This is a genomic window from Aquisediminimonas profunda (assembly GCF_019443285.1).
In the GTDB taxonomy this organism is placed as follows: domain Bacteria; phylum Pseudomonadota; class Alphaproteobacteria; order Sphingomonadales; family Sphingomonadaceae; genus Aquisediminimonas; species Aquisediminimonas profunda.
On the sequence record NZ_CP080327.1, the window covers coordinates 614,104 to 639,076 of the forward strand.

Consider the following 24,973-nt stretch of genomic DNA (forward strand, 5'->3'; position numbering starts at 1 on the left):
CAAAGGGCAAAGGGGATCAGGGGCGCGAGTCCAGCCACTTACCCAGGATCGTGTTGACGGCCTCCGGCGCTTCCTGCTGAACCCAGTGGGATACGCCGGGGAGACGGCGGAGCGTCAAATCAGGAACCCATTGCTCCGTGCCTTCGGTGCACCGGATGTTGAGCGCGCTGTCCTCCTCTCCCCAGACCATCAGCGTCGGTACGTCGACCCGCCCGTCCCCCAGATCGACGCTGTCGCCATGCCGCAAGAGCGCACGGTAATAGTTGACCATGGCGGTGATCGCGCCGGGGCGAAGCGCCGCATCGGCATAGGTCTGGAGCACATCCTTGGGAAAGCGGCTCTTGTCGACGGCCATGTTCCAGAATGCGCCCTTGATGCCGCGCGCGCCGTCTCGTGTCAGCATCGCTTCGGGCAAGCGGGGAAGCTGGAAGAAGAAGATGTACCAGCTGCGCCGGAACTGTCGCCAATGCCGGATCTCGCGCATGCCGACCATAGGGTGCGGCACGTTCATGATGACGAGCCTCACGAGCGGCCGCAACCTGCGGATCGCAAAGGTCCAGGCGACAATCGCGCCCCAGTCATGTGCAACGAGCATGACCTCCTTGGCACCGGAGGCATCGATCAGGGCCGCCACATCGTCCGTCAGATGATCAAGCGCATAGGCGCGAACGCCCTCAGGCTTTGACGAGGCACCATAGCCACGCAGGTTCGGCGCCCACACCCGCCAGCTGCGCGCGGCAAGCATCGGCATCTGGAACCGCCAACTGTAGTTGAGCTCGGGAAAGCCATGCAGCATCAAGGCCAGCCGATCCCCCGAACCGCATTCGGCGAGCTCGAACGTCTGGCCATTGGCCTCAACGAAGCGCTGGGTGATGCCGGAGCCGGGATCGGGGGTCCAGGAAAAGGCGGTCATGCATCCTCCTCAGTCATATGCATTGTGCCGTTGCCCCTGCCTGCCCCCACCGCAAAAATCCAGCCTCTCTGCAAACGGACCGGACTGGCACGGCAATCGCCGGAGAGATGTCCAGGCAGGGCGCCCTGACCGCTAATGCGTTACATTTGCGCAACATGCGTTCAGGAAAGCGACCGGGTTTTAGGCCGCCCGGATTGACGCTCACTGTCAGAACCGCCACGACTGCGGGCTTCCAAATTACATCGCGGAGTCCTCTCATCATGCGCTCATCGCATTTTCGAATTGCAAGCCTTATCCTTCTTGCAGGCGTATCCACACCGGCAATCGCGCAAGATGCGGCGGGGGCCTCCACTGATGACGGCCTTGGCGAAATCGTCGTCACCGCCCAGCGGCGCGAGGAAAAGCTGCAGGACGTTCCGCTCTCGATCACGGCCGTGAAGGGCGAGAAGCTCGATGCCATGGCCTCGGGCGGTCCGGACATCCGCTTCCTTTCCGCGCGCGTGCCGAGCCTGATCGTCGAATCCTCGTTCGGACGCACCTTCCCGCGCTTCTATATCCGCGGACTGGGCAATACCGATTTCGATTTCAACGCCTCACAGCCGGTCAGCCTCGTGTATGACGATGTCGTCCTTGAAAACCCGATCCTCAAGGGCTTTCCCGTGTTCGACCTCGACCGTGTCGAGGTGTTGCGCGGGCCGCAGGGCACCCTGTTCGGCCGCAACACGCCTGCAGGCATCGTGAAGTTCGATTCGGTGAAGCCCGGTGACGAACTGAGCGGATATGGCCGCGTCTCCTATGGCCGCTTCAATGCCCTCAACGCGCAGGGCGCGGTCGGTGGACCGATTGCGGGTGACAAGGTGTCGGCCCGTCTCTCGGTGCTCTATCAGCGGCAGAGCGACTATATCGACAATGTCCTGCCCTCTGGCACTACCAAGAATGCGCTTGAAGGCTATGACGAAGTCGCAGCCCGGCTCCAGCTTCTCTTCAAGCCAAGCGACGATCTCGACATCCTGCTGAGCGGCCAGCTGCGCCAGCTTGACGGCACGGCGCGCGTGTTCCGCGCCAATGTCTTCACGCGCGGGCAAAAGGGGCTGAATTCCAACTTCAACCGTTACCAGGTCTCGACCGACGGGAAGAACGAACAGCACGTCAACACCTATAATGGCTCGGCGCGGATCACCTATGATGCGGGACCTGTCTCTCTGGTGTCCGTCACCAGCTATTGGGATGGCGATGCCACGTCTGTGGGCGATGTCGACGGCGGCTTTGGCGCGTCGTTCCTGCCGCCGGCCCTGACCGGCCCCGGCTATATCCCCTTCACGGCCGAAACGCGCGACAGCGTGCCGAAGCTCAGCCAGTTCACGCAGGAACTGCGTTTCGAGAGCAATGGCGACGGTGCACTCTCCTATCAAGGCGGCTTTTTCTATTTCGATGAAAGCCTGCGCATCCTGAGCGAGAATTATTCGACGCTGGGCGATCCGAACAATGCCACGGGCGGCGTCAACATCGTCGTCACGCAGCGCCAGAAGAGCAAGGCCTATGGCATCTTCGGCTCGCTGACCTACAAGCTGACCGACCAGTTCAGCGTGACCGGCGGCATCCGCTACAACAATGACCGGCGGCGCTATCAGGTGGACCGCACAAAGGACACGCAGTTCCCGAACTTCCTCCAGAACCCGCTTGGCACGGTCAACCGCTCGGTCAAGGATGACAATATCACCTGGGACCTGACGGCGAAGTATGACTTCACCGATGCGGTCAACATCTATGCGCGGGCGGCCAAGGGCTATCGTGCGCCCAGCATCCAGGGCCGCATCCTCTTCCCGCCTGCAACGGCGACGCCGCTTGAATCGGGCGTGACGGTCGGCAATTCCGAAACCATCTATTCCTATGAAAGCGGGATCAAGGCCGACATTCTGGACGGCAAGGGCCGCATCAACCTGAGCGGTTTCTACTATGATCTGAAGAATGCGCAGCTGACGGCCGTGGGTGGCGGCGTGAATGCCAATCGCCTGATCAATGCCAAGAAGGTGCGCGGCTATGGCTTCGAGCTTGATGCCGAATTCAAGCCATCCCGGCATCTGCTGCTGACGGCGGGCCTCAGCTACAACAACACCAAGATCAAGGATCCGAACCTGACGACAGCGGCGTGCGGTGCCGTGCGGACCGATACCTTCCCCAATGTCTCCCTGTGCACGATCCTCGATCCCATCGTCGTGGCTGCAGCACCCTTCTCGGCTGCGATCGTGAACATCAACGGGAACAGCCTGCCGCAAAGCCCGCGCTGGATTGCCAACTGGACCGCACGCTATTCGGTTCCGGTCGGCGATGGCGAAGTCTATGCCTATACCGATTGGGCTTATCGCTCGAAGATCAATTTCTTCCTGTATGAGTCCGTCGAGTTCCAGGATGACCATCTGCTCGAAGGCGGCTTGCGGCTCGGCTACAAGACCGATCGCTATGACATTGCCGCCTTTGTCCGCAACATCACCAAGGATACCTCTGCGGTCGGTGGCATCGATTTCAACAACCTGACCGGATTCGTCAACGAACCCCGAATCTGGGGCGTGGAAGCCGGCTTCAAGTTCTAGATCACCCGACGCCCCTGCGCAGGCAGGGGCCTTTCGGGGACGCTGAGTGCCAAGGCATCAAACGGGCCCCTGCCTGCGCAAGGGCGTCGGGCGACCTTTGCGCGCCGGCTTGACACATACCAACCGGTCGGTATGCATAGATGATGCAAACGAATCGGACATTCCGTCCCGTGCCAGTCGGTGCCAAGGCAAAGCTGCTCGAAGCCGCAACCACACTCATCCGGACCAAGGGGTTTGCCGGCACGTCAGTCGATGATTTGTGCACGGCCGCCGGTGTGACGAAGGGCGCCTTCTTTCACCACTTTGCCAGCAAGGAGGCGCTGGGGGTGGCGGCTGCAGACTTCTGGTCGGAGACAACCGGGGCCTTTTTCCGCGAAGCGCCCTATAATTGGCATGAGGACCCGCTCGACCGCGTTCTGGGCTATATCGATTTCCGCTCCGAACTGATCAAGGGCCCGGTCGAGGGTTTCACCTGCGTTGCCGGCACAATGGTCCAGGAATGCTTCCATACGAGCCCGGCCATTCGCGACGCCTGTGATGCCAGCATCTCCGGCAATGCTGCAATGCTGGAGGCTGATATTGCCGAAGCGATTGCTCGATATGACGTGAAGGACGTATCGGCGAAGAGCCTTGCGCTCCACATCCAGGCGGTACTGCAGGGCGGCTTCATCCTCGCCAAGGCGAAGGGCGGCGCAGACATCGCGCGCGAAACCGTCGCGCATCTGAAACGCTATTTCGAGATGTTGTTCAAAAGGGCGCAGTGATGGCGAAGATGATCTTCATAAGCTTGCCGGTTGTCGATTTGCCGAAAGCAACAGCATTCTACGAAGGGATCGGATTCACGCACAACCCGCATTTTTCGGACGATGCAGGGGCCTGCATGGTGTGGAGCGAGGCCATTCATGTCATGCTGCTGACGCACGAAAAGTGGAAGAGCTTCACTGACCGTCCGATACCGCCTGCATCTTCAAGCGAAGTCGCGTTCAACCTTTCGCTCACCAGCAAGGAGGCTGTGGACGCGATGAACGAGGCCGCGGCTGCCCATGGCGGGACAGCAGACATCAATCCGGCCCAGGATCTCGGCTTCATGTACAGCCGCGACCTGATCGATCCCGATGGCCATGTCTGGGGCGCGATGTGGATGGACCCCGCGGCGATGCCAGCAGGTGCGTGAAAGGAATTGGCGATGACTTATATCGATGGCTTTGTGATCCCTTGTCCCAAGGCAAAACGGCAGGCATTCATTGATCACGCTTCAGTCGCTGCCGAAATGTTCGTCGAATTGGGGGCATTGCGCATTGTCGAGTGCTGGGGGGACGATGTGCCCGATGGCACGACGACCGATTTCCGCATGGCAGTGAAGGCCGAGGCAAACGAAGAGGTGCTCTTCAGCTGGATCGAGTGGCCAGACAAGGCAACGCGCGACGCCGCTTTTGCCAAATTGACCGATCCCAAGAACACAGACCCGCGGATGGACCCGGCAAAAAATCCGATACCTTTTGACGGGAAACGCATGATTTTCGGCGGATTTGCGCCCGTAGTCGATGTGAAGGGAGCGGCGTGATGCCTGTCGATCCAAATGCCTCGATTGAAGTCTCCGCCTATCAATGGGTTCCGCCAACCGCCGTCGGGTATGTCAAGGACATGCGTGTCCGATGGGCGTTGGAGGAAATCGGCCTGCCCTATCGCGAACGCCTCTTTGGCGGCGCAGGCGGCGAAAAATCTGCCGAGCATCTTGCCGATCAGCCATTCGGGCAGGTGCCTGTCTTTCGGGAAGCTGGTTTGTCGCTGTTCGAATCGGGCGCGATCCTCCTGCATATCGGTGAGAAGGATGAGCGACTTTTGCCGCGCGACGAAGCCGGTCGTGCCCGGGCCATCAGCTGGACGTTCGCGGCCCTCAACAGCATAGAACCGTTCGTGCAGATGCTCTTCATGATCCGCTTCGTCGCGGATGGCACGGATTGGCAGCAAGCAGGACTGGATGCGATCCGTCCCTTTGCAAGGATGCGGCTAGGCCAGCTTGCCAGCGCGCTCGGCGAACGAGAATGGCTCGAAGACCGGTTTACCATTGGCGACCTGTTGATGGTCGATGTGCTGCGCGCCGTGCCGGAAATGGAGTTGGTTGCAGAGCATCCCAATCTGGCTGCCTATCTTGAACGAGGGACGGCACGCCCCGCTTTCCAGGCCGCCATGGCAGCGCAACTGGAGGCTTTTGAAAGGCATGCGCCGATCGCAGCTTGAAGCCGCCTGAAAGTGTTTTTTCCAAGGAGAGTAAAATGTCGAACCAGCAAGGCGATTTCATCTGGTATGAGTTGATGACTCCCGATCCTGAAGGCGCGCGACGCTTCTATTCCGCCGTCGTTGGCTGGACGATCGATAGCCAGCCGCCGGGCGACATGGACTATCGCATGATTGCGGCACCTGATGGCAATGCCGGGGGGATGTTGAAGCTGACGCCCGACATGATCGCCGGCGGCGCACGACCGTGCTGGATGGGTTATATCGGGGTCGACGACGTAGACCTGTCGGTTGCGGCCATTGTCACGGCAGGCGGTACGATCATCATGCCGGCCTATGACATCCCCGGCGTCGGCCGCATCGCCATGGTCAGCGATCCCCAGGGCGTGCCCTTCTATCTCATGCGCGGCGCATCCGAAGCTGTCAGCACTGTCTTCGCCGTCGACACTGTTGGCTATTGCGCCTGGAACGAACTGTTCACGAGCGACCAGGAGGCAGCCTTCTCCTTTTATGCAAGCCAGTTCGGATGGGCGAAGAATGGCGCAATGAACATGGGGCCAATGGGCGATTATACGTTCATTGCACAGGGCGGCGTGCAGATTGGGGCCATGATGAACTGCCCGCCCGAAAGCCCATCATCTGCATGGAATTACTATTTCCGCGTCGCGGACATTGATGTCGCGGCAAACAGCGTGACGGCGGAAGGCGGCAAGATCCTGTCCGGGCCGCATGAGGTTCCGGGCGATCAATGGTCCCTTCAGGGAGTCGATCCGCAAGGCGCTGCTTTCGGCCTTGTTGGCAGGAAGAATTGAGGAGACGCACAATGCAAACCCCTCATCCGCCAGCGCTTCGCTGGATCGCCCTTGGCCTCCTGATCTGGAACCTTATTGGCGTTGCCATGTTTGTCAGCCAATGGCGCATGGACGCACAGGATATCGCGCAGATGCCGTCGACGCAGCAATTCCTCTGGACCCATATGTCGGCCCGCGTCTGGATTGCCTATGCAACCGCAGTCATCGCCGGCACGCTGGGCGCAGCCGCCCTGTGGCGGCGGCACAAGGTGGCGGTTCCGCTCTTTGCGGTCAGCCTGCTCGCGCTCGTCATCCAGTTCACCAATCCTGTCCTGCTTGAGACTGCTGCCCGCGAAGGCTATGGCCTGATGGCCTTTCCGCTGTTCCTGATTGGCGTCGGCGGCGCTCAGCTTTGGCTGGCATACCGCTGGCGCAGCAAGGGGTGGCTGGCATGAGCGCGGTCAAACTCTGTCTCTGGTACAACAAGGACGCCGAGGAGGCGGCACACTTCTATGCTGCCACCTTCCCTGATAGCCATGTTGACGCCGTCCACCGGGCACCTGCAGATTTTCCGGACGGGAAGGCCGGGGACGTTCTGACAGTGGAGTTCACCTTGCTTGGGCTTGCCTGCATCGGCCTCAACGGTGGACCCAGATTCACGCACAGCGAAGCCTTTTCATTTCAGGTGCCCACCGAAACCCAGGAGGAAACCGATCGCTATTGGGATGCAATCATTTCAAGCGGCGGTCAGGAGAGCCGGTGCGGCTGGTGCCAGGACAAATGGGGATTGTCCTGGCAGATCACGCCCAATGCCCTGACCAAAGCGATGGCCGCCGGCGGTGACACGGCGAGGCGCGCCTTTACCGCAATGATGCCGATGACCAAGATCGACATCGCGACGATCGAGCGTGCCGTTGCCGAACAGGGCGACGTCTGAGATGGATTTGTTTGGACATCCCTTTTCCTCCTATACTTGGAAGGCCCTTATCCCGCTCTACGAGAATGGCACGCCGTTCGAATTCCGGATGCTCGGCCCTGACAATCCGGAGACATTCGCCGAATTCGCCGGGCTTTGGCCGATCGCGAAATTTCCCCTTCTCAAAGACGGCAGAACCGTGATCTTCGAAGCGACGGCCATCATCGAGCATCTGGCGGCCTTTCATCCCGGGGACGTTGCATTCATCCCGTCCGATCCCGCGCTCGCGGTCGAGACGCGCATGCTCGATCGGGTATTCGACAATTATGTGATGACGCCACTGCAGGCCTTTGTTGACCATGAACTCCGCCCGGCTGAGGATCGCGATCCCATCGGCGTCGACAAGGCGCGCAGGACGCTCGATACCATTTATGGCTGGCTCGACAGTCGGTTGGATGGGCGCGAGTGGGCAAATGGCAACGACTTTTCACTCGCTGACTGCGCAGCCGCACCATCACTCTTTTATGCAGATTGGGTCCATCCGATCGACACGACGCACGCCAACCTGCGAGCCTATCGTGCGCGCCTGCTGGCTCGGCCGTCTGTTGCGCGTACCGTAGATGAAGCCCGCCCCTATCGCGCGCTCTTCCCGCTGGGCGCGCCTGACCGCGATTGAATCCTTGGAGAGGAAATGAACAATGACTGAGGCTCCCCTCGAACTCGCCATCGAACGCCATATCGCGGCTCCACCAGGGATTGTCTGGCAAGTGATGACTGAACGGCTCGCCGAATGGTGGTGTCCAAAGCCCTGGCGCAGCGAAATTATCGAGCAGGATTGGCGCCCCGGCGGCCGGAATGCCGTCATGATGTATGGCCCCAATGGTGAGGAATCTGGGGGGGAGGGCGTCTTCCTGGAGATCGTACCTGAACGGCTGATTGTCTTTACCGATGCCTTCAAATCAGGCTGGATTCCGCAAGGTCCGTTCATGGTCGGCTTTTTCGAACTGACGCCCGATGGAGATGGTACGCACTATCGCGCCGGTGCACGACACTGGAGCGAAGCGGCCTTCAACCAGCACAAGGATATGGGATTTGAAGCCGGCTGGACTGCGGTCGCCGGACAGTTGGCCGAACTGGCAGAAACTGTATCTCGATCCCGATCATAAGGCCTGCCCCGCCGCGACGCCGCTTGCCCAGGCCCATTGAAAATTATAGCCGCCGAGCCAGCCCGTGACGTCCACCGCTTCGCCAATCGCATAGAGACCGGGGATCCGCCGCGCCTCCATGGTTTGTGATGACAGCCCATCGGTGGCGATTCCACCGACCGTGACTTCGGCCTTGGCAAAGCCCTCGGTTCCGTTCGGGTGGAATGTCCATCGGGCCAGATGCCGTTCGACCTGCGCTAACGCTGCGTCCTTCCGCTCGCCAAGCTCTCCCGTCGCGCCAATCCGGTCTGCCAGGGCCTGTGCCAGCCGGTCGGGAAGGCGGTCGGCCAAGGCCCGGCGTAACGTGAAACGTGCATTGTCGCGCTTGAGGGCGCGCAGCCAGCCGTCGGGCTGGTCTGGCAGGAAATTGATCTCGACCGGATCCCGGTGCCGCCAATAGGATGAGACCTGCAGAATGGCCGGCCCGGACAATCCGCGATGCGTGAAGAGTGCCGCTTCACGAAATGCTACCTTCCCGGTCCGCGCGATGACGTCGGCGGAGACGCCCGAGAGCGAGGTAAACAACGCATCGTCCGGACCAAGCGTGAAGGGCACCAGCGCGGGACGCGGCTCGACCACTTTCAGTCCGAACTTGCGCGCCAGATCATAGGCAAAACCGGTAGCGCCCATCTTCGGGATCGAGAGGCCGCCTGTGGCAATGACAAGTGCGGGCGCAGCCACCTGTCGCCCGCCAAAGGCAATGCGGAACAGGCCGTCTGCATGGTCGACGCTGGAGATCGCCTCTCCCAAGGCCATGTCCACGTTGCCCGCAGCGCATTCCTCAAGGAGCATATCGACAATCTGGCGCGCCGATCCATCACAGAAGAGCTGGCCCAGCGTCTTTTCATGCCAGGCAATCCTGTGCGCCTCGACAAGCGTGATGAAATCCTCCGGTCGATATCGGCCCAGCGCCGATTTGGCGAAATGGGGGTTCGCCGAAATGTAGCGGTCGGCAGCGGTGAAGACGTTCGTGAAATTGCACCGCCCGCCGCCCGAAATGAGGATCTTCTTGCCCGGCGCTTCGGCGTGATCGACGAGCAGCACCGCCTTGCCGCGCTGTCCGGCGGTTGCGGCGCACATCATTCCCGCCCCGCCGGCGCCGAGGATGATGGCATCGAATGTTTCCGGGCCCTGCGTCACCGCAGTGCCTTAGACCGCGAGGCGGCAGACCGCCAGACAGGCAAAATTCCTTGCAAGCACCTTCAGGCCCCCGCACAGAGTTCTGGGGAACAATAAGGAAAGAGGCGCGAGATGAAGGCTTATCGGATCCATCGCTATGGCGGGCCAGAGTGCGCATCGCTGGACGAGGCACCGGAACCGGAGCTGCGCGCCCATGACCTGCTGGTGCGGATTGCCGGCGTCAGCCTGAATCCGGTGGACTACAAGACACGTCAGGGGGCACTGCGCGTGCTCTATCGGCCGAAGCTGCCCGCCACTCTTGGAAACGATCTTGCGGGCGAAGTGATTGCCGTCGGGTCGGCCGTTGCGGGGTTCAAGGTTGGCGATCGCGTGATCGCCTGTTCCCGGATCAACGACATGGGCAGCTTTGCCGAAGTGGCACGTATTGATGCGCGTTGCGCAAGTCTGGCGCCAAGCTCGATCGACCTCGCCACAGCCAGTGCCCTGCCACTCGCAGGACAAACCGCGCAGCAGGCGCTGCGGGACCTGCTCCACATTCGGCCCGGCATGCATGTGCTGATTACCGCAGGCGCGGGCGGGGTCGGTTGCCTGGCGATCCAGCTTGCCAAGAGCATGGGAGCCGAGGTGTCGACGACGGCCTCGCCGCGCGGTGATGCGCTGGTACGTGAGATGGGTGCCGATCATGTGATTGACTACACGACCACCGACCTTGCAGGCGTCGGCCGCAAATTCGACGCCGTATTCGATCTGGCGGGCGGAGAGACGTTGGACGCCTGCTTCAAGGTTGCCCGTCCAGGCAGCACGGTCATTTCGATTGCCGGCCTGCCGACGCCTTCGGCTGCCAGCAAGGCGCTGGGCATAGGCGCAGGGATCAAGGCCCTGTTCTGGTTTGCGAGCCTCGCCTTGCGCCGAAAGGCCGCTGCCAATGGCGTTTCCTATCATTACTATTTTCTTCACCCGAACAGCACCGACCTTTCCGAACTCGCCGCCATGGTCGATGCGGGAACATTGAAGATCATTGTCGACAGGCAATTTCCCTTTGAACGGATTGCCGACGCAATGGCCTATCTCGAGGCCGGACGTGCCAAGGGCAAGGTCGTCGTCACCCTATGAGGTTTCGGCCTTCCGTTAACGTCAATCTATGATAGTCTTGAATTGAAATTGAAGCTTGGGAGAGTCGAAATGCACGATCTGGTGATCCGTGGCGGAACAATTGTCGATGGGACCGGTGGGCCGTCCTACAAGGGCGACATTGCCATTGATGGCGGGCTGATCACGGCGGTTGGCAAGGTTGACGCCAATGGTCGCGAAGAAATCGACGCGACAGACAGGATCGTCACGCCCGGATTCGTCGATGTTCACACCCATTATGACGGTCAGGCCACGTGGGATCCGGAAATGGCGCCCTCAAGCTGGCACGGTGTGACAACGGTCGTGATGGGCAACTGCGGCGTCGGCTTCGCGCCAGCCAAGCCCGACAAGCACGACTGGCTGATCGGCTTGATGGAAGGCGTTGAGGATATTCCCGGCACTGCGCTCGCCGAAGGCATGACCTGGGATTGGGAGACGTTTCCGGAATATCTCGATGCGCTCGAAAAGCTGCCGCGCACAGTCGATGTCGGAACGCATGTCCCGCACGGCGCCGTCCGCGCCTATGTGATGGGAGAACGCGGAGCGAACAACGAGCCGCCGACCGAAACCGATATCGCGCAAATGTCGAGAATCGTCGAGGAAGGCCTGCGCGCCGGTGCGCTCGGTTTCTCGACCTCTCGAACCGTCCTCCACAAGTCTGTTGATGGCGTGCTCGTTCCCGGAACGACAGCAACCAAGGAAGAGTTGCTGGGCATCGGACGGGCGATGGGCCGGGTTGGCTATGGCGTGTTCGAAATGGCATCCGACCTGAAACGCGAATGGAACGAGTTTGACTGGATGGGCGAACTCAGCCGGGAAACCGGCATGCCCGTGACCTTTGCGGCACTCCAGTCGATCGCCAAGGAACTGCCGCTTGATGAACAGATTGCGACAATGCGCGCCGAAAATGCCAAGGGCGCCAATATCGTCGCCCAGATTGCCCTGCGGGGGAATGGCATTGTGATGGCCTGGCAGGGAACGGTCCATCCTTTCCGCTTCAAGCCCGCTTGGGTCGAGATCGAGGGCCTCCCGTGGGAGCAGCAGCTGGCGCATCTCAAGGATCCGGCTTTCAAGGCGCGCATGCTCTCCGAAGCGAATGTCTTTCCAGAGAGTGATATCGCAGAGCTTTTGAAAATTGTTGCAGGCGGCTGGTTCATCCAGTTCGAGATGGACCCGGACTTCAACTATGAGCCGACCCAGGCGGAGAGCATCATGGCGCGTGCCGCCGCCGCTGGCGTGTCGGGCGACGAATATGCCTATGACCTGCTGATGCGCGATGAGGGCAAGGGCTTCATCTATTTCCCGATCCTCAACTATGCCGATGGCAACCTCGATTTCCTCGAGGCGCTGCAGCAAGCGGACGATACGGTCAATTCGCTGTCGGACGGCGGCGCACATTGCGGGACGATCTGCGATGCTGCATCCCCCACTTTCATGCTCCAGCACTGGGTGCGCGACCGCAAGAAGGCCCGGATCGGCCTGGAGAATGCGATCAAGCGCCAATGCCGGGATACTGCGCTCCTCTATCATCTCGAGGATCGCGGCCTGATCGCACCGGGTTATCTGGCAGACATCAACGTCATTGACATGACAAGGATCAAGCTTGGCAAGCCCTGGCTGGCGTTCGACCTGCCCGCGGGCGGCAAGCGCCTGCTCCAGAAGGCCGAAGGGTATGACTATACGATCAAGTCGGGCCAGGTGACCTTCCGGAACGGCAAATATCTGGGCGTCCACCCCGGCGTGGTGCTGCGGGGGCCGCAGACCACGGAATTGGCGATGGCAGCAGAATAGGGCGCATCTCCACCAGAGTGCAGCTGCCCCCTTGCGCTTGGCGACTGGTCCGTTAGCATCAGGGCCGAACACAAGGGGATGTCAGCCCATATGCGCCATATAGCGGTGGTTGGATCAGGTCCTGCGGGCTATTACGCCGCAGAGGCCGCGCAGAAGAAGTTCGGCGATGATGTCCGCGTGGATATCATAGACCGGCTGCCTGTTCCCTATGGCCTGATCCGCTTCGGGGTTGCGCCTGACCACCAGTCGATCAAGGGTGTTTCCAAGCGCTACGAAGCCGTAAACCTGTCTGACAATGTTCGCTTTGTAGGGAACGTCCTGGTCGGGCGCGATGTGAGCGTCGATGAACTGATGTCCCTATACGATGCCGTCGTGCTGGCTACAGGGGCGCCGAATGACCGGACGATGGATGTGCCCGGAAGCAACCTGCCAGGCGTGTTCGGCTCTGCTGCCTTTGTGGGGTGGTACAACGGCCACCCGGACTTTGCCGATCTTGAGCCACCACTTGCGGGGCCCGGCGCAGTCGTTGTCGGCAATGGCAATGTGGCACTGGATGTCACCCGCATTCTTGCCAAGACACGCGCAGAGTTTGACGGCGCCGATATTGTCTCCCATGCGCTCGATGCGCTCGACCATTCAGGCATAAAGCGTGTGACGCTGCTCGGGCGCCGCGGCCCGCACCAGATTGCGATGACCCCGAAGGAACTGGGCGAACTTGGTCATCTGATCCGCGCGAAACCTGCCGTCGACCCCGCTGATTTCCCGCCCCTTGACGATGACGCGCTGCTGGAGCCGGGCATGCGCAAGTCCGTGACGCATTTGCGTGAATTCGCGGCCAATACCGGCGACCCGAAGGACATAACCATCGAATTCGATTTCTTCGCCAGCCCGATCGCGATCGAAGGTGATGGCAAGGTCGAGCGCGTCATTGTGGAACGCACGCGCCTTGATGCCGACATGCGCTCCGTCGGCACGGGAGAGACCTATGTCATCCCCTGCGGGCTCGTCATTTCATGCATTGGCTACCAGACTCCCCCCATCGACGGCGTGCCCTATGAACATGGCCGAGGCCGCTTTGCCAATTCGGAGGGGCGGATCCTGCCCGGACTCTACTGCGTCGGCTGGGCTCGCCGCGGGCCGACCGGCACGATTGGCACAAACCGTCCCGACGGATATGCGACCGTAGACCTGATCGAAGCGGATATCGGGCTAGGCAAAGGCAAGCAGGGCCGGTCCGGGCTGGATGTTCTCCTGACCCAGCGCGGCATCGACATCGTCACCTTCCGCGACTGGAAGAAGATCGAGCAAGCCGAAATCGCACGCGCACGCGAAGGGGCGCCCCGGGAGAAATTCGTGGCGGTCGAAGACATGATTGCCGCGCGGGGTTGAACCGCGGGGCATCCACCGCTAAGGGCGTCCGCCTGCCACTCGGCCTTCGCGCCGAATCCGCATCGGTCGGGGAATAGCTCAGCCTGGTAGAGCACTGTCTTCGGGAGGCAGGGGCCGGAGGTTCGAATCCTCTTTCCCCGACCAGTTTTGCGGACGCCGGCAGGTGCAAGAACGCCTTACTTGGCATCGGCTTGCGCCACTAACATTCGATCAGGTGCATATCGAGTGCTGCTCAGCGGAAATTACCCTGCAGCCCTTTCGCTGGCGTACCAACGGGCAATCAGCGCGGGAAGGAAGAGAAGGCTCAGCACGAGCGAGGAAATCAATCCGCCAAGGATGACGAGCGCCATTGGGCCCTGAACTTCCCGCCCGGCCTGACCCGTCTCCAGCGCAAGGGGCGCAAGGCCAAGGGCCGTGACGCATGCCGTGATCATGATGGGCGTCACGCGCTCGCGCGTTGCTCGCAGGACGGTATCAAGCGACCAGGGAGCGCCTTCCACCTCTACAAGTTGCCCCACATGCGAGAGGAGCAGGATGGCGTTTCGCGCCGAAATCCCGAAAAGCGTCACAAAGCCCACGAGTGCGCCAAGCGAAACGACCCCGCCTTCGAAGATCACCGCCAACACCCCACCCGCCAGCGCGAACGGAGCGCCAGCCAAAACAAGTGCGGCCGGGCGAGTGCCAAACGCCAATATGAGCAACACCACGATCGCGATCGCTGCAAGGCTGACATTGAGTGCGATTTGCCGATAGGCGGCGGACACGCCTTCTGCCGCACCCCCATATGAAAGAAAGACGCCAGGCGGCAGTTTGACCTTGGTTGCGATAGTAGCGCGCGCCTTCGCCATAAAGCCGGCAATATCGCGATCCGTAGGATTGGCCGTGACAATCTGCCGACGCTGCCCGCCGTCATGGGCAATGCTCGCGCGCCCATCCTCCAAGCTAAGATCCGCGATATCTGAGAGCCGCACACCGCTCGCGGCGGAGCGGACCAGAACGTCACCCACAGATTCCGGATCGCGCTGCATGTCAGGCGGAAGCGTCAAAACGACATCGGTCGTCCTGTCGGCCTGGCTCACCTGTCCGGCGAGATGACCCTGAAAGGCAAGTTCGATTGCATCGTTCGCATCTTGTGCGCTGACACCGCGAACAGCCATCTTCGCAGGATCGAACCGGACCCTGAGGATGGGCGTCGTCGTAGCGGCCTTTACCTGGACATCGGCCGATCCCGGAACCGTGTTGAGCGCGGCCGCCACCTGCCCCGCCACCCGGTCAAGCGTGTCCAGATCGCCGCCGAATATGCTGATGGAAACCGCTGCCGTCTCCCCCGTAAGAGATTCACCGATCCGGTCGCCCAGAAATGTCAGCGTCTCGCTCTGGATTGCTGGATAGGCGTCGAGAACGGCGCGAATCTTCTCCTGGGCAGCATCCTCGCCAGCCGCGCCGACAGTCTTTTTGAGATTGACGTGAAATTCGCTGCGGTTGGGCGGCCACGTGTCTTCTCCCGCTTCTGCCCGGCCGATTTGCTGCTCGACGCTGGCGACTTCGGAAATGGCCATAAGATCGCGCGAAATGCGCGCGCCGGTCGCACGCATCCAGTCGAGCGACGCTCCTGTCGGCCCGGCGACACCAAGCACATAGTGCCGCTCGCGAAACGAGGGTAGGAGCGAATTGCCGAACAAGGACAGGATGAAGACCGCGATGACCCCCACTGCAACCGTCGCCACGGCGATCCGTTCGGGGACCGCACAAAGTCGTCGAAGGATTGAGGCGTGCCAGAGCTTGAAGCGGTCAAGAAACTGGGGTTCGGGACGTGGCTCGACACGCTGGAGCAGCAGCGCGGACAGGGCTGGCGTTACGGTCATCGCAACCAGCAGCGACGCCAGCGTGGCCAGGAGGAAGGCAAGCGCAAGCGGGGAGAAGAACGCGCCCTGAAGGCCGGTCAGGAAGAGGACCGGGAGGATCGTCAGCGCCAAAACGAATGTAGCGTAGACCACGGGCCCGCGCACCTCGACCGATGCCGCTTCGATGATTTGCGCACGCGTTGCTTCGGCGCCCCGCGTCCGGATGCGTCGGACGATATTCTCGATATCGACGATTGCATCGTCGATGACGACGCCCAGCGCGACAGTGAGCCCTCCCAGCGTCATCGTGTTGATCGTGAGCCCAAACCGGTCGAGGACAATGATCGCGGCAAGCAAGGACAGCGGGATGGAGACAAAGGCGATTGCCGCAACCCGCAGGTCGCGCATGAAGACCAGCAGCACAATGCCGATTAGCAGCGCGCCCACAAGAAGATCGCGCTCGATCCCGGCAAGCGCTGTCTCGATGAAATCGGCTGGTCGGTGCAGATCGGGATACATCGTCACGCCCTGCGCCGCGAGCGCTGGTTTCAGGTCATTCAGCGCCATTTCGACGGCGCGCGTCGTGTCGAGCGTGTTGGCGCCATATTGGCTCGATAGGGTCAGGAGGACGCCGGGCCTTCCCATGACCAAGGCATCGCCGAATTTTGGGCTGGCTGCATCTGAAACGGTTGCGACGTCGCCGATCCGGACAGCTCCGCCCCTGGTTGACGAGAGAATCGACTCTGAAATTGATGTAGCATCCGGCACATCCTTCCCGGGCTCAATCAGGATGCGCTGGCCGGGCGTCTCTGAAAAACCGCCGCCGCGGACGCCAACGCTGCTGCGGACTGCGCTTGACAGATCGTTGAGCGTCAGCCCGCGCGCGATAAGCTCGGAAGGCTTCACACGGACTTCGATGCGGCGCTTGTCGCCTCCAAATATGTTCGCGCGCGCAACGCCCTGGACTGACAGAAGGCGCGGTCGCACTGTCCATTCAACCAGGTCGCGCAGCGCCATCGGCGTAAGCTTTTGACTGACAAAGCCGATCTTCAGCAGGTCCATCGTCGAGGAGGTGAGTGGCGTCAACTTGGGCGCTGCGACCCCGGAAGGAAGAGCGGTTGCGGCGTCGACCAGAGCCTCGGCGACAATCTGCCGTGCGCGATAGGGGTCGCTCCCCTCGCGAAAAGTGATGTTAATGACCGACAAGCCCTGAATGGATTCGGATCGCACGCTTTCGACGCCATTCGCGCCATTGATTGCTGCTTCAAGTGGGCGAGTGACCAGCGCCTCGACCTGGTCAGGCACCAGCCCGGGCGCCTCGGTCTGCACATTCGCTTGCGGGGGAACGAATTCGGGAAAGACGTCAAAGGCTGCGGAGCGCAGCGTCATAAGCCCAAACACCGCCAACAAGGCGGCTCCCAGCAGGACCATCCACGGATAGCGAACACTTTTGCGGACGATCGTTGCGAGCATCCGCTATTCTTCCTCGACTGGTGAACCGGCTTCGAGGCCAAGCAATACGGTGGCGCCCGCGCTGACAATGCGATCGCCGGGACGCAGCACCTTGCGAACGAACCAGCCCGTCTCATGCGCAACGGGATCCTGAAGCTCTATGCGGCGAAATGTGCCGTCCTGATCGACGCGGTAGACCCACATCCCGCCTTGCGTGCGAACAATTGCAGCGCGCGGGACGACGACACCGGTCTGGGCAGGACCACCGGCAGGCAGCACCGCCTTCATCACGCGGCCGACAGCCAGCGAACGCGCGACGGAACCGCGGACAATGGCAAGGACACCGGCGGATTGCAGATTCGGATCGGCGCCCACAGCAGGGCCGATGACATGCGCGGTCACACGGATATCGCCATCGGTGATCGTGACCCCGGACCCTGTGGATGGCGCTCCATCCTCGAAATCGAGCCGGATGAGCGCAGCCTCCCCCCGCGCAGCTTGGGCCACCAGCCCATCGAGCTGGCCTTCCCGGCCTGAAAGCCCACTGCCATATTCGAGCCCGGCGCGGCGCAACGCCAGAATGAGGCGGGCACGATCAGCCTGTGCCTGCGCCCGGGCAAGTTCGACCGCGCGAACCGAGGCGCTCTGATCCTGTGCCGCCAGCGCCTCCTGTCGCTTTGCTTCCGCATCCGAGGCGGCAAGGGCGGCACGGGCGCTCTGAATATCGGCACTAATCGCCGCGAGCGGAGCAAGATCGAGTGCGCGTGCAAAGCCCGACCGTTCGCTGACAGAGACGGCTGGCTGCAGCGTGATGAACTGGAGGCCGGCATGGGCGACGGCCTTCTTGTCGAGGGAGACACCGCCGCCCAAAGGAGCCGGCATGGTAGGAGGTTCATTTTCGACTGCATCGGACTCATGTCCGGGTCCAAGCGCAGGCACAAGATAGATCATCGCAGAAGCGAAAGCTGCGCCGCCGAGCGCCCATCCTGCAGCAGCAATTCGCTTCATGGCGTTCCTCCGATGCGCATGTTCTCGATCATGAGTTCTGGCCCTTCCAAAGGACGTTGCAGGGCGTCTTCCAGCGCAGCATCGGCCGCGAGGACACGGGCGAGCGCATCAAGTTCCGACAATCGAAATTGCAAGACGCCTATCTGTGCAATGGCCCATTCACTCGTATCTATGCTGCCATGGCGCAGTTCAGCATCCGCCTGCGCCGCCAGCTGGCGCGCGCCCGGGATGTCGGCTTTGCGGAGCCTTTCCAGCATCTCCATGGCCTGACGCCGTTCCGTGATCGTTGCGTCAAGAGCTGCTGCTGCCCCGGCGATCTCGGCTTCGACCTGTTTGCCGGCTTCAAGCCGTCTTGCAGTCGCAGCGGCAATCGCAGCGCGATTAAGATCGAGCGGGGGCAGTGCCAGGCCAATGGACAGGGGCAGCTTCACAAGTCCGCGTTCCCAGGTATAGCCGGGGGAAACGACAATCGCCGGAAACTGGCGCGCCACTTCACCCCGCAGATTTGCTTCGGCCTGATCATAAGCTGCGAGCGCCTTCAGGACATTCGAGCGCGCTGTGATCGCCTGCATCCTGTCGTCGGGCGCGAGCGCGGCGAGAGGATCGGGCGGGGGCGTTTCAAAGCCGTCCCAACTCAACTCAAACGTGGCAAGGGCAGCCTCGGGCAGGCCCAACAGGCCGGAAATCGACCGGTCGGCCTGAGTGCGCCGCACAGCTGCATCGCTCCCGAGCCTTTGCGCCGCCGCTTGCGCCAGTTTCGCTTGCACCAGCTCGCTGCGGGCCAAAGCGCCCGCCGCTACCTTCCGTTCCAGGACCGCAACCTGCCGGTCACGCAGCGCCGACATCGCGCTGGCCAGATCAGCCTGTCTCTGGGCAATCATCCTGTCGACCAGTGCACGGCGGACGGCCATCCGCTCCGCCCACAGTGTTTCAGCAAAGCTATAGCGGGCCACCAGGACATTACTGTCGGCGACCGTCAGCCGGGCAGCTCTCCGCCCGCCTGAATCAATCGGCACGTCGATGACGCCGCCAAGAAGCCAGGGAGAACGCGTCGAGGGATCGTTGGCATATTCGCTGGTGAGCGTCAGCACTGGCCCCGGAGCCTTGCGGTCGGCACGGGCCTGGGCCTTCGCAGTCTCGATTGACGCGCGCGCCGCTTCCACTTTGGGATCGAGCAGAAGGATTGCGGCAAACAGCGAAAGGCGGTCGAGCTTCGCGCCTGATGGCTCGGCGCGGGGCGCTATTGTGCGCACTTTCCGGTCGATGAGCGCGGGATCAAGGGTTCTTGCGGCGCGGGCGTGCAAGGCTTCGGCTGGATTCAAGGGTTGCTGGCTGTAGCTGGCGCAGCCGGCAGCGGCGAGCAGGAGCACGGTCGGCACCTGACGCCCAATCGTTCCCCAATATCGTGCGCAGAGTGCAGTCGGTTTCATTTGCGTTGCCAGCACGCCTCCCTGTGGCGTCTGCACTAGCCGACACGTGCCGACCGCCCAAATGGAAAGTTGCGGCGCGCGCATTTCGTTCGATCAGGAACCCTGCCGCCGTCTTAGGCGGAATTCAGAGCAGGCAGCTTGCTTTTGACTGCGACCTCCCGAAGGGACCTAGCTCATTGGATTTCCGGATACAGGTGCTTGCGGCGATTTGAATGACCTATTCCGAATATGCGCGCCAGCCAGCGACAGCAATATGAGGGGCAAAACCCAAATTACCCTGGCTTCGTACCGCGGCGCCACACTCGAGAACACCACAACAATGACGGCGTTGCCGATCAAGCCCGCAACGACCAGCGCTGCCGTAAGACGCTCAACGCTATCAAGTCGCCGCACGTTAAAGACGAACCAGCCAACGCTTAAAAGAAGAACCAGAATAGTCAGCTTGTCTACAGTGTCCAGAACGGGTTGCAACTCGCGACCCGATGGGACGAGTTGCGGGACGCCTTCAGAATCCAGAGCAACGCTTTGCTTGAAACGCGATTTGCCAAGGTCGAATTTGAACAATTGAACCAAGACGTTGCGGGAAAGATTCATTGCCTCATAGCCTGGATATTCCAACGCAGCATTCAGGACAATTTCGGCCTCTTCCGCACGAATCCGGTCCATCTGTTCGGGCGTAGCGCGTCCATTCAAGCCAGATTTGTAAAAGAGGAAATCATTGATGTTATCAGGAAATTTGGTCCCGAATATTTCGCAGACTGCATAGCGAGCTGTCACGCAGTGCTTTTCCAGATACCACCGAGCAGGGCCGTCAACGACCGAACGGGTGAGTGCAACGGGATAGCGCTTCGCCGCAACACTGACTTCCCCAAATGCAATATAGCCAATTGCGGTATTGCCAATCATCCCGATCATGGGAGGCAACGCAAGCCAGGCCCATGCCCAGGCGACTTTTGGCATTCCAAATCGTCCACGCAGCATCAAGACGCAAACGCCCAGCAGAAGCATGCCAAACGCAAGAGGGGGGATGCTGGAGTGGGCTGTCATGGCAAATGCCAGAATGGCTGCAAAGACTGCGCGCACGCCTGTTGAAAGTCGCTGAAGGACCATCGTCATCATTGCCATGATGGCAACGGCGAACCCCGCAAACACGTCGGGCATTGCGTCCGCACTGCAAACAGCCAAAGGTGTCGCAAACGAGAGCACGGCTCCGATTGCCAAGAAGCGACCCCAGCGCAAAATGCCAAAAGCAGTCATCGTAACAGCCGCAATAAAAGCCGCACACAAAGCCTGCCCGATAGCAAGCGCTGTCATGTCAATCCCCGGCCAACGAAGCAAATAGGCTGCCACACTGTATGTAACGGATCTGGCTCCCTTTGGAGCTGTATAGGATGAAGATGAAGCAGAACCGAGCGATGGCTTTGCCACGAATGGTCCAGCAGTCGCGGGCTCTGGGGAACCGCCGTGTACAATCTTGCCTAGAACGAATTCCACCGCGACTTTGCCACCTTTGAGGTAGCTGACGCTATCCGCCTGATACGAAGGCGTCCCAAACAGGACAAGCGGCCAAAGAAAAAGCAGGAACAATACAATGGTGCGGCGCGCAAGCGCGGCATCAAGACGAGCCATCATGAAGCAATCGGCCCGTCTGAGCCGTGCGCTGATCGCAAGTGACGGACATGCGCCAAAAATGGCTGGCTAGTGAAAATCAGCATCATACGACCGATTCCTATGCATGAAACCAAAGATGGCAAGCCGATTCGAATACATGTTCAGCAATGGGACGGCTCACCGGCACTCAAGGCAAGAAACCGTCGTCGCCGGATGCAAAACCTAAAGCCCACTGTCGACAGCTTGGCCTGGCTTTGCAACACTGATTCCAGTCATCAAGGCCAGACAACGACCGCATGTAAATGCTGAGGTAGTCCGAGAACTAGGGGTGTCGAAAGATTTGCAATAAAGGCCAGAAATCATTGGCCTTTTACAGCGCGGGCGCAGACAATGAGTTCATAATTGGGATCGTTGAAGTCGATTTTTTCCGCGCTCATTTCACGCGCTGCCAGTCCATGCAAGTTTGCGATGCAAGACTGCACGTTGCCATAGGTTTGAATCTGTACATTCTCGCGACCGAACACATCACCGAACAGCCGACGCTTGGATTGTGATGTGAAGTGCCAATATTCGCCCCAATCGTCGATCCCCTCACGCCGAGCAACGCGAGACATGCCGTGCGACGTGGCCAGCACGACCCCTCCTGGCTTAAGTATGCGGTGAAGTTCCGCAATGCATTTGTCGATCTCGAAAATCATCTGCAGCGTTTGCGTTATGATAATGCAATCAAACGTCCCGTCAGGAATGTGCGGAGCGTTTGTGAGGTCGGCAACAATGGTTGCCTTGGGATTGCCCTCAACATAGTTCAGGACGTCCGGCTGCGTTACCCGGCTTCCACCAAATTTGATGGTATAGGAAGGGTCTCCCATTTCGAGTGTGCGACCCTTCACGTCTGCGCTGTGCTGGTTCAAGAATTGTTCGATATAGTAGCGCTCGATGGTCAGGAGATCCCGGTCCTTGCCAAAGACCGGACTGATCGGGGACAGGCGATCAAAACTTCCAAAATCCACATCACCCACGGCAACGCCTTGCAGAATGCCAAACCGACGTTGCTGCGCACGGACCCAGTCTCGCGCGCTCGCAGGAACCAGCGCGGTTGCGATACCTCTTACGGCGTCTCGGAACTTTGCCCCCAAAACCAACATGCTCTCCCTCGCGATCCTTGTCCGGCCAGAATATCACCTCGCGACGCGGGCAAGTGAGCCCGATGCCGCAGATCGACTTTGCGCAGTGATGGCTTGCGTCAGGCCGCCGCTTCGGTTTTGCCGCTGTCCGCGACAACTGCAATCCCCATCTTGGCACGCTGCTCTGCAATCACGTCTTCAATGATTTTATCGAGCCCGGTACGGGGCCTGTAGTTGATAAACCGTTCCAACTTTCGCACGTCGGGGACGCGGCGTTCCATATCTTCAAAGCCGAAGCCATAGACCTCGCTATAGGGCTTCTTGACGATGTCCGACTTGGATCCTGTCTTCTGCTTGATCCTCTCCGCAAGCCCGCTGATGGAGATTTCCTCATCATTGCCGACATTGAAAACCTGGCCAATTGCATTGGGCGCGTTGAGCAGGCGTGTAAGCGACTCAACCACATCATGCACATGTCCAAAGCAACGTGACTGATCGCCGGTGCCGTGCACCGTGATGGGATCGCCCTTGAGTGCCTGGCTCACAAAGTTGGGCAACACCATTCCATAATAGCCGGTCTGGCGGGGACCCGTCGTGTTGAACAGGCGAACGATAATGCAGCGGAGCCGCTTTTCGTAGCTATAGGAAAGCGCCAGCGATTCATCGAGCATCTTTGCAACAGCATAAGACCAGCGCAGGTTCGCGGTCGCACCCATGACCAGATCATCATCTTCGGAGAAAGGAACCTTCTCTGCCTTGCCGTAGACTTCAGATGTCGAGGCGATGATGACCAGCTTGTTGCCGTGGGCGGCGGCATGCAAGACATTTTCCGTGCCGTTGACATTGGTGTGGATGGACAAGCTCGGCTTTTCGAGAATGAGCTTGACGCCCACTGCAGCCGCAAGATGGATCACGGCATCGCAGCGTTCAACCAGCTCATTCACCAGTGCCTGATCGCGCACCGAGCCAATCACCATTTCAAAATTCTGATAACCCTTTGAAATGTCGAGGTTCGCCATGTCTCCGGTTGAGAGATTGTCGAGGACAATAACTCCATGGCCCATAGCGAGCAGTCGTTCGGTCAAATGCGAACCGATAAAACCTGCGCCCCCGGTTACGAGGATTCTCATGCTCTGTCTCCTAGTGCGGAAATTACCCGTTGATTCCCCTTTGAACGAGCCGCTTTACGGACAACATCCAAATATTCGGTTATGACGACATCTTCTTTCCAGTTTTTTTCAAAAGCGGTACGTGCCTCGCTAGCAAGAGAATCGCGCCTTGCCTTGTTATTTCCTAGCTCTGCGATCGCCGAGCGCAATTCTTCGGCATTTTCAAAAAGCACGCCGCCGCCCTTTGCTATAATTTCCGGAAACGGGCCAAGGCGCCGTGCAATGACAGGCGTGCCGCCTCGAAAGGCCTCAATCAAAATGATCCCGAACGTTTCATAGCATAGCGACGGTACGATAAGTGCATTGGCGCTGCCGTACCAGGCCGCCAATGATTCAGGTTGCAACCGGCCCTTGAAGATGACCCGTTCCATGCCGGCCGCTTGCGCGCGCAGTCGCGCCTCATAGTCTCCCGCGCCAATGATCACGAGATCCGGTCCATCACCTGCGTTTCCGGAAAATGCCGGAATTATATCCTGCACGCCCTTGATCTGCTCCAATCGCCCGACAAACAGGAAGTAAGGCCTTGGGTGTGGTGAGGACGGCTTCGAAACAATGGGCACGTCGGGCAGAAAGTAGGGCACGACTTCCATGTCCGGCAGGAAGCCAAAGGCACGATGCTTGTCCCGACTGAACTCACTTTTGGCTATGAAAGCATCAATGTGACGGGTCGCGCGCGACAACATTCCCGTCCATCGCCACGGCTGAGGTGGACGGCGGTAGGCAAGCTGGCATCTGATACAGGCCTTTTTCTCACACACTTCACGCTTATTCTTCCAAAGCACGTGCGTGGGACAGACAAGCCAGTGCTCATGTGCCTCATAGAGTCTTACAGCGCCCGGATCCCCCAGCCCAAACAGGCCCGGCCCGCCAACGAGCGACGCATTGTGATGCCAGATCACATCATAATTCCCCGGCGCAAGCAGCGATTTGAGACGACCGGCGTGGGTGACGGGTTGACCAAACTGATGGACCAACAGGTTTGAAACCGCCCCAAGATGCGACTTCAGTCCAATCGTCCTGATCCTCGGGTCCATATCAATCGGCGCGGGCACCTTCCCGGCCTGCGAGATATAGGCGTCCTCGTCATGCACAACCGTGATACTGTGGCCCCGATCCGCGAGAGCGACGGCAAGACGCTGGATGCCGATGCCGTCTCCCCCGAAATTGTACGGAGGGTAAAAGGTCGTCAGCATGGCGATGTTGAGTGCAGTCATGCTCTGCTGCCAAGAT

Annotated in this window: 22 protein-coding genes and 1 tRNA gene; 14 read left to right on the plus strand and 9 right to left on the minus strand. The window is 60.3% G+C overall.

Annotation, left to right across the window (positions count from 1 at the left end; translation table 11 throughout):
* Window positions 1–16 precede the first annotated feature (16 nt).
* Window positions 17–913 (minus strand): alpha/beta fold hydrolase, encoded by an 897-nt coding sequence (locus K0O24_RS03115; RefSeq protein ID WP_219894391.1) that lies wholly within the window; start codon window positions 911–913, stop codon window positions 17–19.
* Between the two features lie 260 nt (window positions 914–1,173).
* Between K0O24_RS03115 and K0O24_RS03120 the strand changes: the two genes are divergently transcribed.
* From K0O24_RS03120 to K0O24_RS03165, 10 genes are all read left to right on the plus strand, one after another.
* Complete coding sequence (locus K0O24_RS03120) at window positions 1,174–3,504, plus strand: TonB-dependent receptor (protein WP_219894392.1); 2,331 nt, start codon at window positions 1,174–1,176, stop codon at window positions 3,502–3,504.
* A gap of 140 nt (window positions 3,505–3,644) precedes the next feature.
* A complete protein-coding gene (locus K0O24_RS03125) occupies window positions 3,645–4,268 on the plus strand; it encodes a TetR/AcrR family transcriptional regulator (protein WP_219894393.1) in 624 nt (207 codons plus the stop codon).
* A complete protein-coding gene (locus tag K0O24_RS03130) occupies window positions 4,268–4,678 on the plus strand; it encodes a VOC family protein (protein ID WP_219894394.1) in 411 nt (136 codons plus the stop codon). Before K0O24_RS03125 ends, K0O24_RS03130 begins: the two co-directional genes overlap by 1 nt.
* Before the next feature lie 12 nt (window positions 4,679–4,690).
* Complete coding sequence (locus tag K0O24_RS03135; RefSeq protein ID WP_219894395.1) at window positions 4,691–5,068, plus strand: DUF1428 domain-containing protein; 378 nt, start codon at window positions 4,691–4,693, stop codon at window positions 5,066–5,068.
* Complete coding sequence (locus tag K0O24_RS03140) at window positions 5,068–5,745, plus strand: glutathione S-transferase family protein (RefSeq protein WP_219894396.1); 678 nt, start codon at window positions 5,068–5,070, stop codon at window positions 5,743–5,745. The genes K0O24_RS03135 and K0O24_RS03140 overlap by 1 nt, the downstream gene beginning before the upstream one ends.
* A gap of 35 nt (window positions 5,746–5,780) precedes the next feature.
* Entirely contained in the window at window positions 5,781–6,554 is a 774-nt protein-coding gene (locus K0O24_RS03145) for a VOC family protein (protein ID WP_219894397.1), read from the plus strand.
* Window positions 6,555–6,565: 11 nt separating this feature from the next.
* On the plus strand, window positions 6,566–6,988 hold the full coding sequence (locus K0O24_RS03150; protein WP_219894398.1) for a sugar transporter: 423 nt from the start codon (window positions 6,566–6,568) through the stop codon (window positions 6,986–6,988).
* The gene (locus K0O24_RS03155; RefSeq protein ID WP_219894399.1) at window positions 6,985–7,470 is read left to right on the plus strand and encodes a VOC family protein; all 486 of its coding nucleotides are present in this window, start codon (window positions 6,985–6,987) and stop codon (window positions 7,468–7,470) included. The genes K0O24_RS03150 and K0O24_RS03155 overlap by 4 nt, the downstream gene beginning before the upstream one ends.
* A 1-nt stretch (window position 7,471) precedes the next feature.
* Window positions 7,472–8,125, plus strand: a complete 654-nt coding sequence (locus K0O24_RS03160; protein WP_219894400.1) for a glutathione S-transferase family protein — start codon at window positions 7,472–7,474, stop codon at window positions 8,123–8,125.
* Between the two features lie 22 nt (window positions 8,126–8,147).
* On the plus strand, window positions 8,148–8,615 hold the full coding sequence (locus K0O24_RS03165) for an SRPBCC family protein (protein WP_219894401.1): 468 nt from the start codon (window positions 8,148–8,150) through the stop codon (window positions 8,613–8,615).
* Here K0O24_RS03165 and K0O24_RS03170 read toward each other — a convergent pair.
* On the minus strand, window positions 8,610–9,794 hold the full coding sequence (locus K0O24_RS03170) for a BaiN/RdsA family NAD(P)/FAD-dependent oxidoreductase (RefSeq protein WP_219894402.1): 1,185 nt from the start codon (window positions 9,792–9,794) through the stop codon (window positions 8,610–8,612). The genes K0O24_RS03165 and K0O24_RS03170 overlap by 6 nt on opposite strands.
* Window positions 9,795–9,905: 111 nt before the next feature.
* On the opposite strand from K0O24_RS03170, the gene K0O24_RS03175 reads away from it, so the two are divergent.
* The 4 genes from K0O24_RS03175 (at window position 9,906) to K0O24_RS03190 (ending at window position 14,249) form a co-directional block, all read left to right on the plus strand.
* Complete coding sequence (locus tag K0O24_RS03175) at window positions 9,906–10,907, plus strand: NADP-dependent oxidoreductase (protein WP_219894403.1); 1,002 nt, start codon at window positions 9,906–9,908, stop codon at window positions 10,905–10,907.
* Window positions 10,908–10,976: 69 nt separating this feature from the next.
* Window positions 10,977–12,716 (plus strand): N-acyl-D-amino-acid deacylase family protein, encoded by a 1,740-nt coding sequence (locus K0O24_RS03180; RefSeq protein WP_219894404.1) that lies wholly within the window; start codon window positions 10,977–10,979, stop codon window positions 12,714–12,716.
* 90 nt (window positions 12,717–12,806) lie between these two features.
* The gene (locus K0O24_RS03185) at window positions 12,807–14,105 is read left to right on the plus strand and encodes an FAD-dependent oxidoreductase (protein WP_219894405.1); all 1,299 of its coding nucleotides are present in this window, start codon (window positions 12,807–12,809) and stop codon (window positions 14,103–14,105) included.
* A 67-nt stretch (window positions 14,106–14,172) separates the two neighbouring features.
* Window positions 14,173–14,249, plus strand: a tRNA-Pro gene (locus tag K0O24_RS03190).
* 98 nt (window positions 14,250–14,347) lie between these two features.
* On the opposite strand, the gene K0O24_RS03195 is transcribed toward K0O24_RS03190, so the two are convergent.
* The 7 genes from K0O24_RS03195 to K0O24_RS03225 all read right to left on the minus strand — a co-directional run bounded on the left by K0O24_RS03195 (window position 14,348) and on the right by K0O24_RS03225 (window position 24,957).
* Window positions 14,348–17,422: an efflux RND transporter permease subunit gene (locus K0O24_RS03195; protein ID WP_219894406.1), complete on the minus strand. Its 3,075-nt coding sequence runs from the start codon at window positions 17,420–17,422 to the stop codon at window positions 14,348–14,350.
* Between the two features lie 3 nt (window positions 17,423–17,425).
* A complete protein-coding gene (locus K0O24_RS03200; protein ID WP_219894407.1) occupies window positions 17,426–18,409 on the minus strand; it encodes an efflux RND transporter periplasmic adaptor subunit in 984 nt (327 codons plus the stop codon).
* Window positions 18,406–19,839, minus strand: coding sequence for a TolC family protein (locus K0O24_RS03205; RefSeq protein WP_219894408.1), 1,434 nt, complete (start codon window positions 19,837–19,839; stop codon window positions 18,406–18,408). Before K0O24_RS03205 ends, K0O24_RS03200 begins: the two co-directional genes overlap by 4 nt.
* A gap of 168 nt (window positions 19,840–20,007) precedes the next feature.
* The gene (locus K0O24_RS03210; RefSeq protein ID WP_219894409.1) at window positions 20,008–21,471 is read right to left on the minus strand and encodes a hypothetical protein; all 1,464 of its coding nucleotides are present in this window, start codon (window positions 21,469–21,471) and stop codon (window positions 20,008–20,010) included.
* A gap of 338 nt (window positions 21,472–21,809) precedes the next feature.
* Window positions 21,810–22,595, minus strand: a complete 786-nt coding sequence (locus K0O24_RS03215; protein ID WP_219894410.1) for a class I SAM-dependent methyltransferase — start codon at window positions 22,593–22,595, stop codon at window positions 21,810–21,812.
* Window positions 22,596–22,693: 98 nt separating this feature from the next.
* Window positions 22,694–23,704, minus strand: a complete 1,011-nt coding sequence (locus K0O24_RS03220) for an NAD-dependent epimerase/dehydratase family protein (RefSeq protein ID WP_219894411.1) — start codon at window positions 23,702–23,704, stop codon at window positions 22,694–22,696.
* Complete coding sequence (locus K0O24_RS03225; protein ID WP_219894412.1) at window positions 23,701–24,957, minus strand: glycosyltransferase family 4 protein; 1,257 nt, start codon at window positions 24,955–24,957, stop codon at window positions 23,701–23,703. The genes K0O24_RS03220 and K0O24_RS03225 overlap by 4 nt, the downstream gene beginning before the upstream one ends.
* Window positions 24,958–24,973 lie beyond the last annotated feature (16 nt).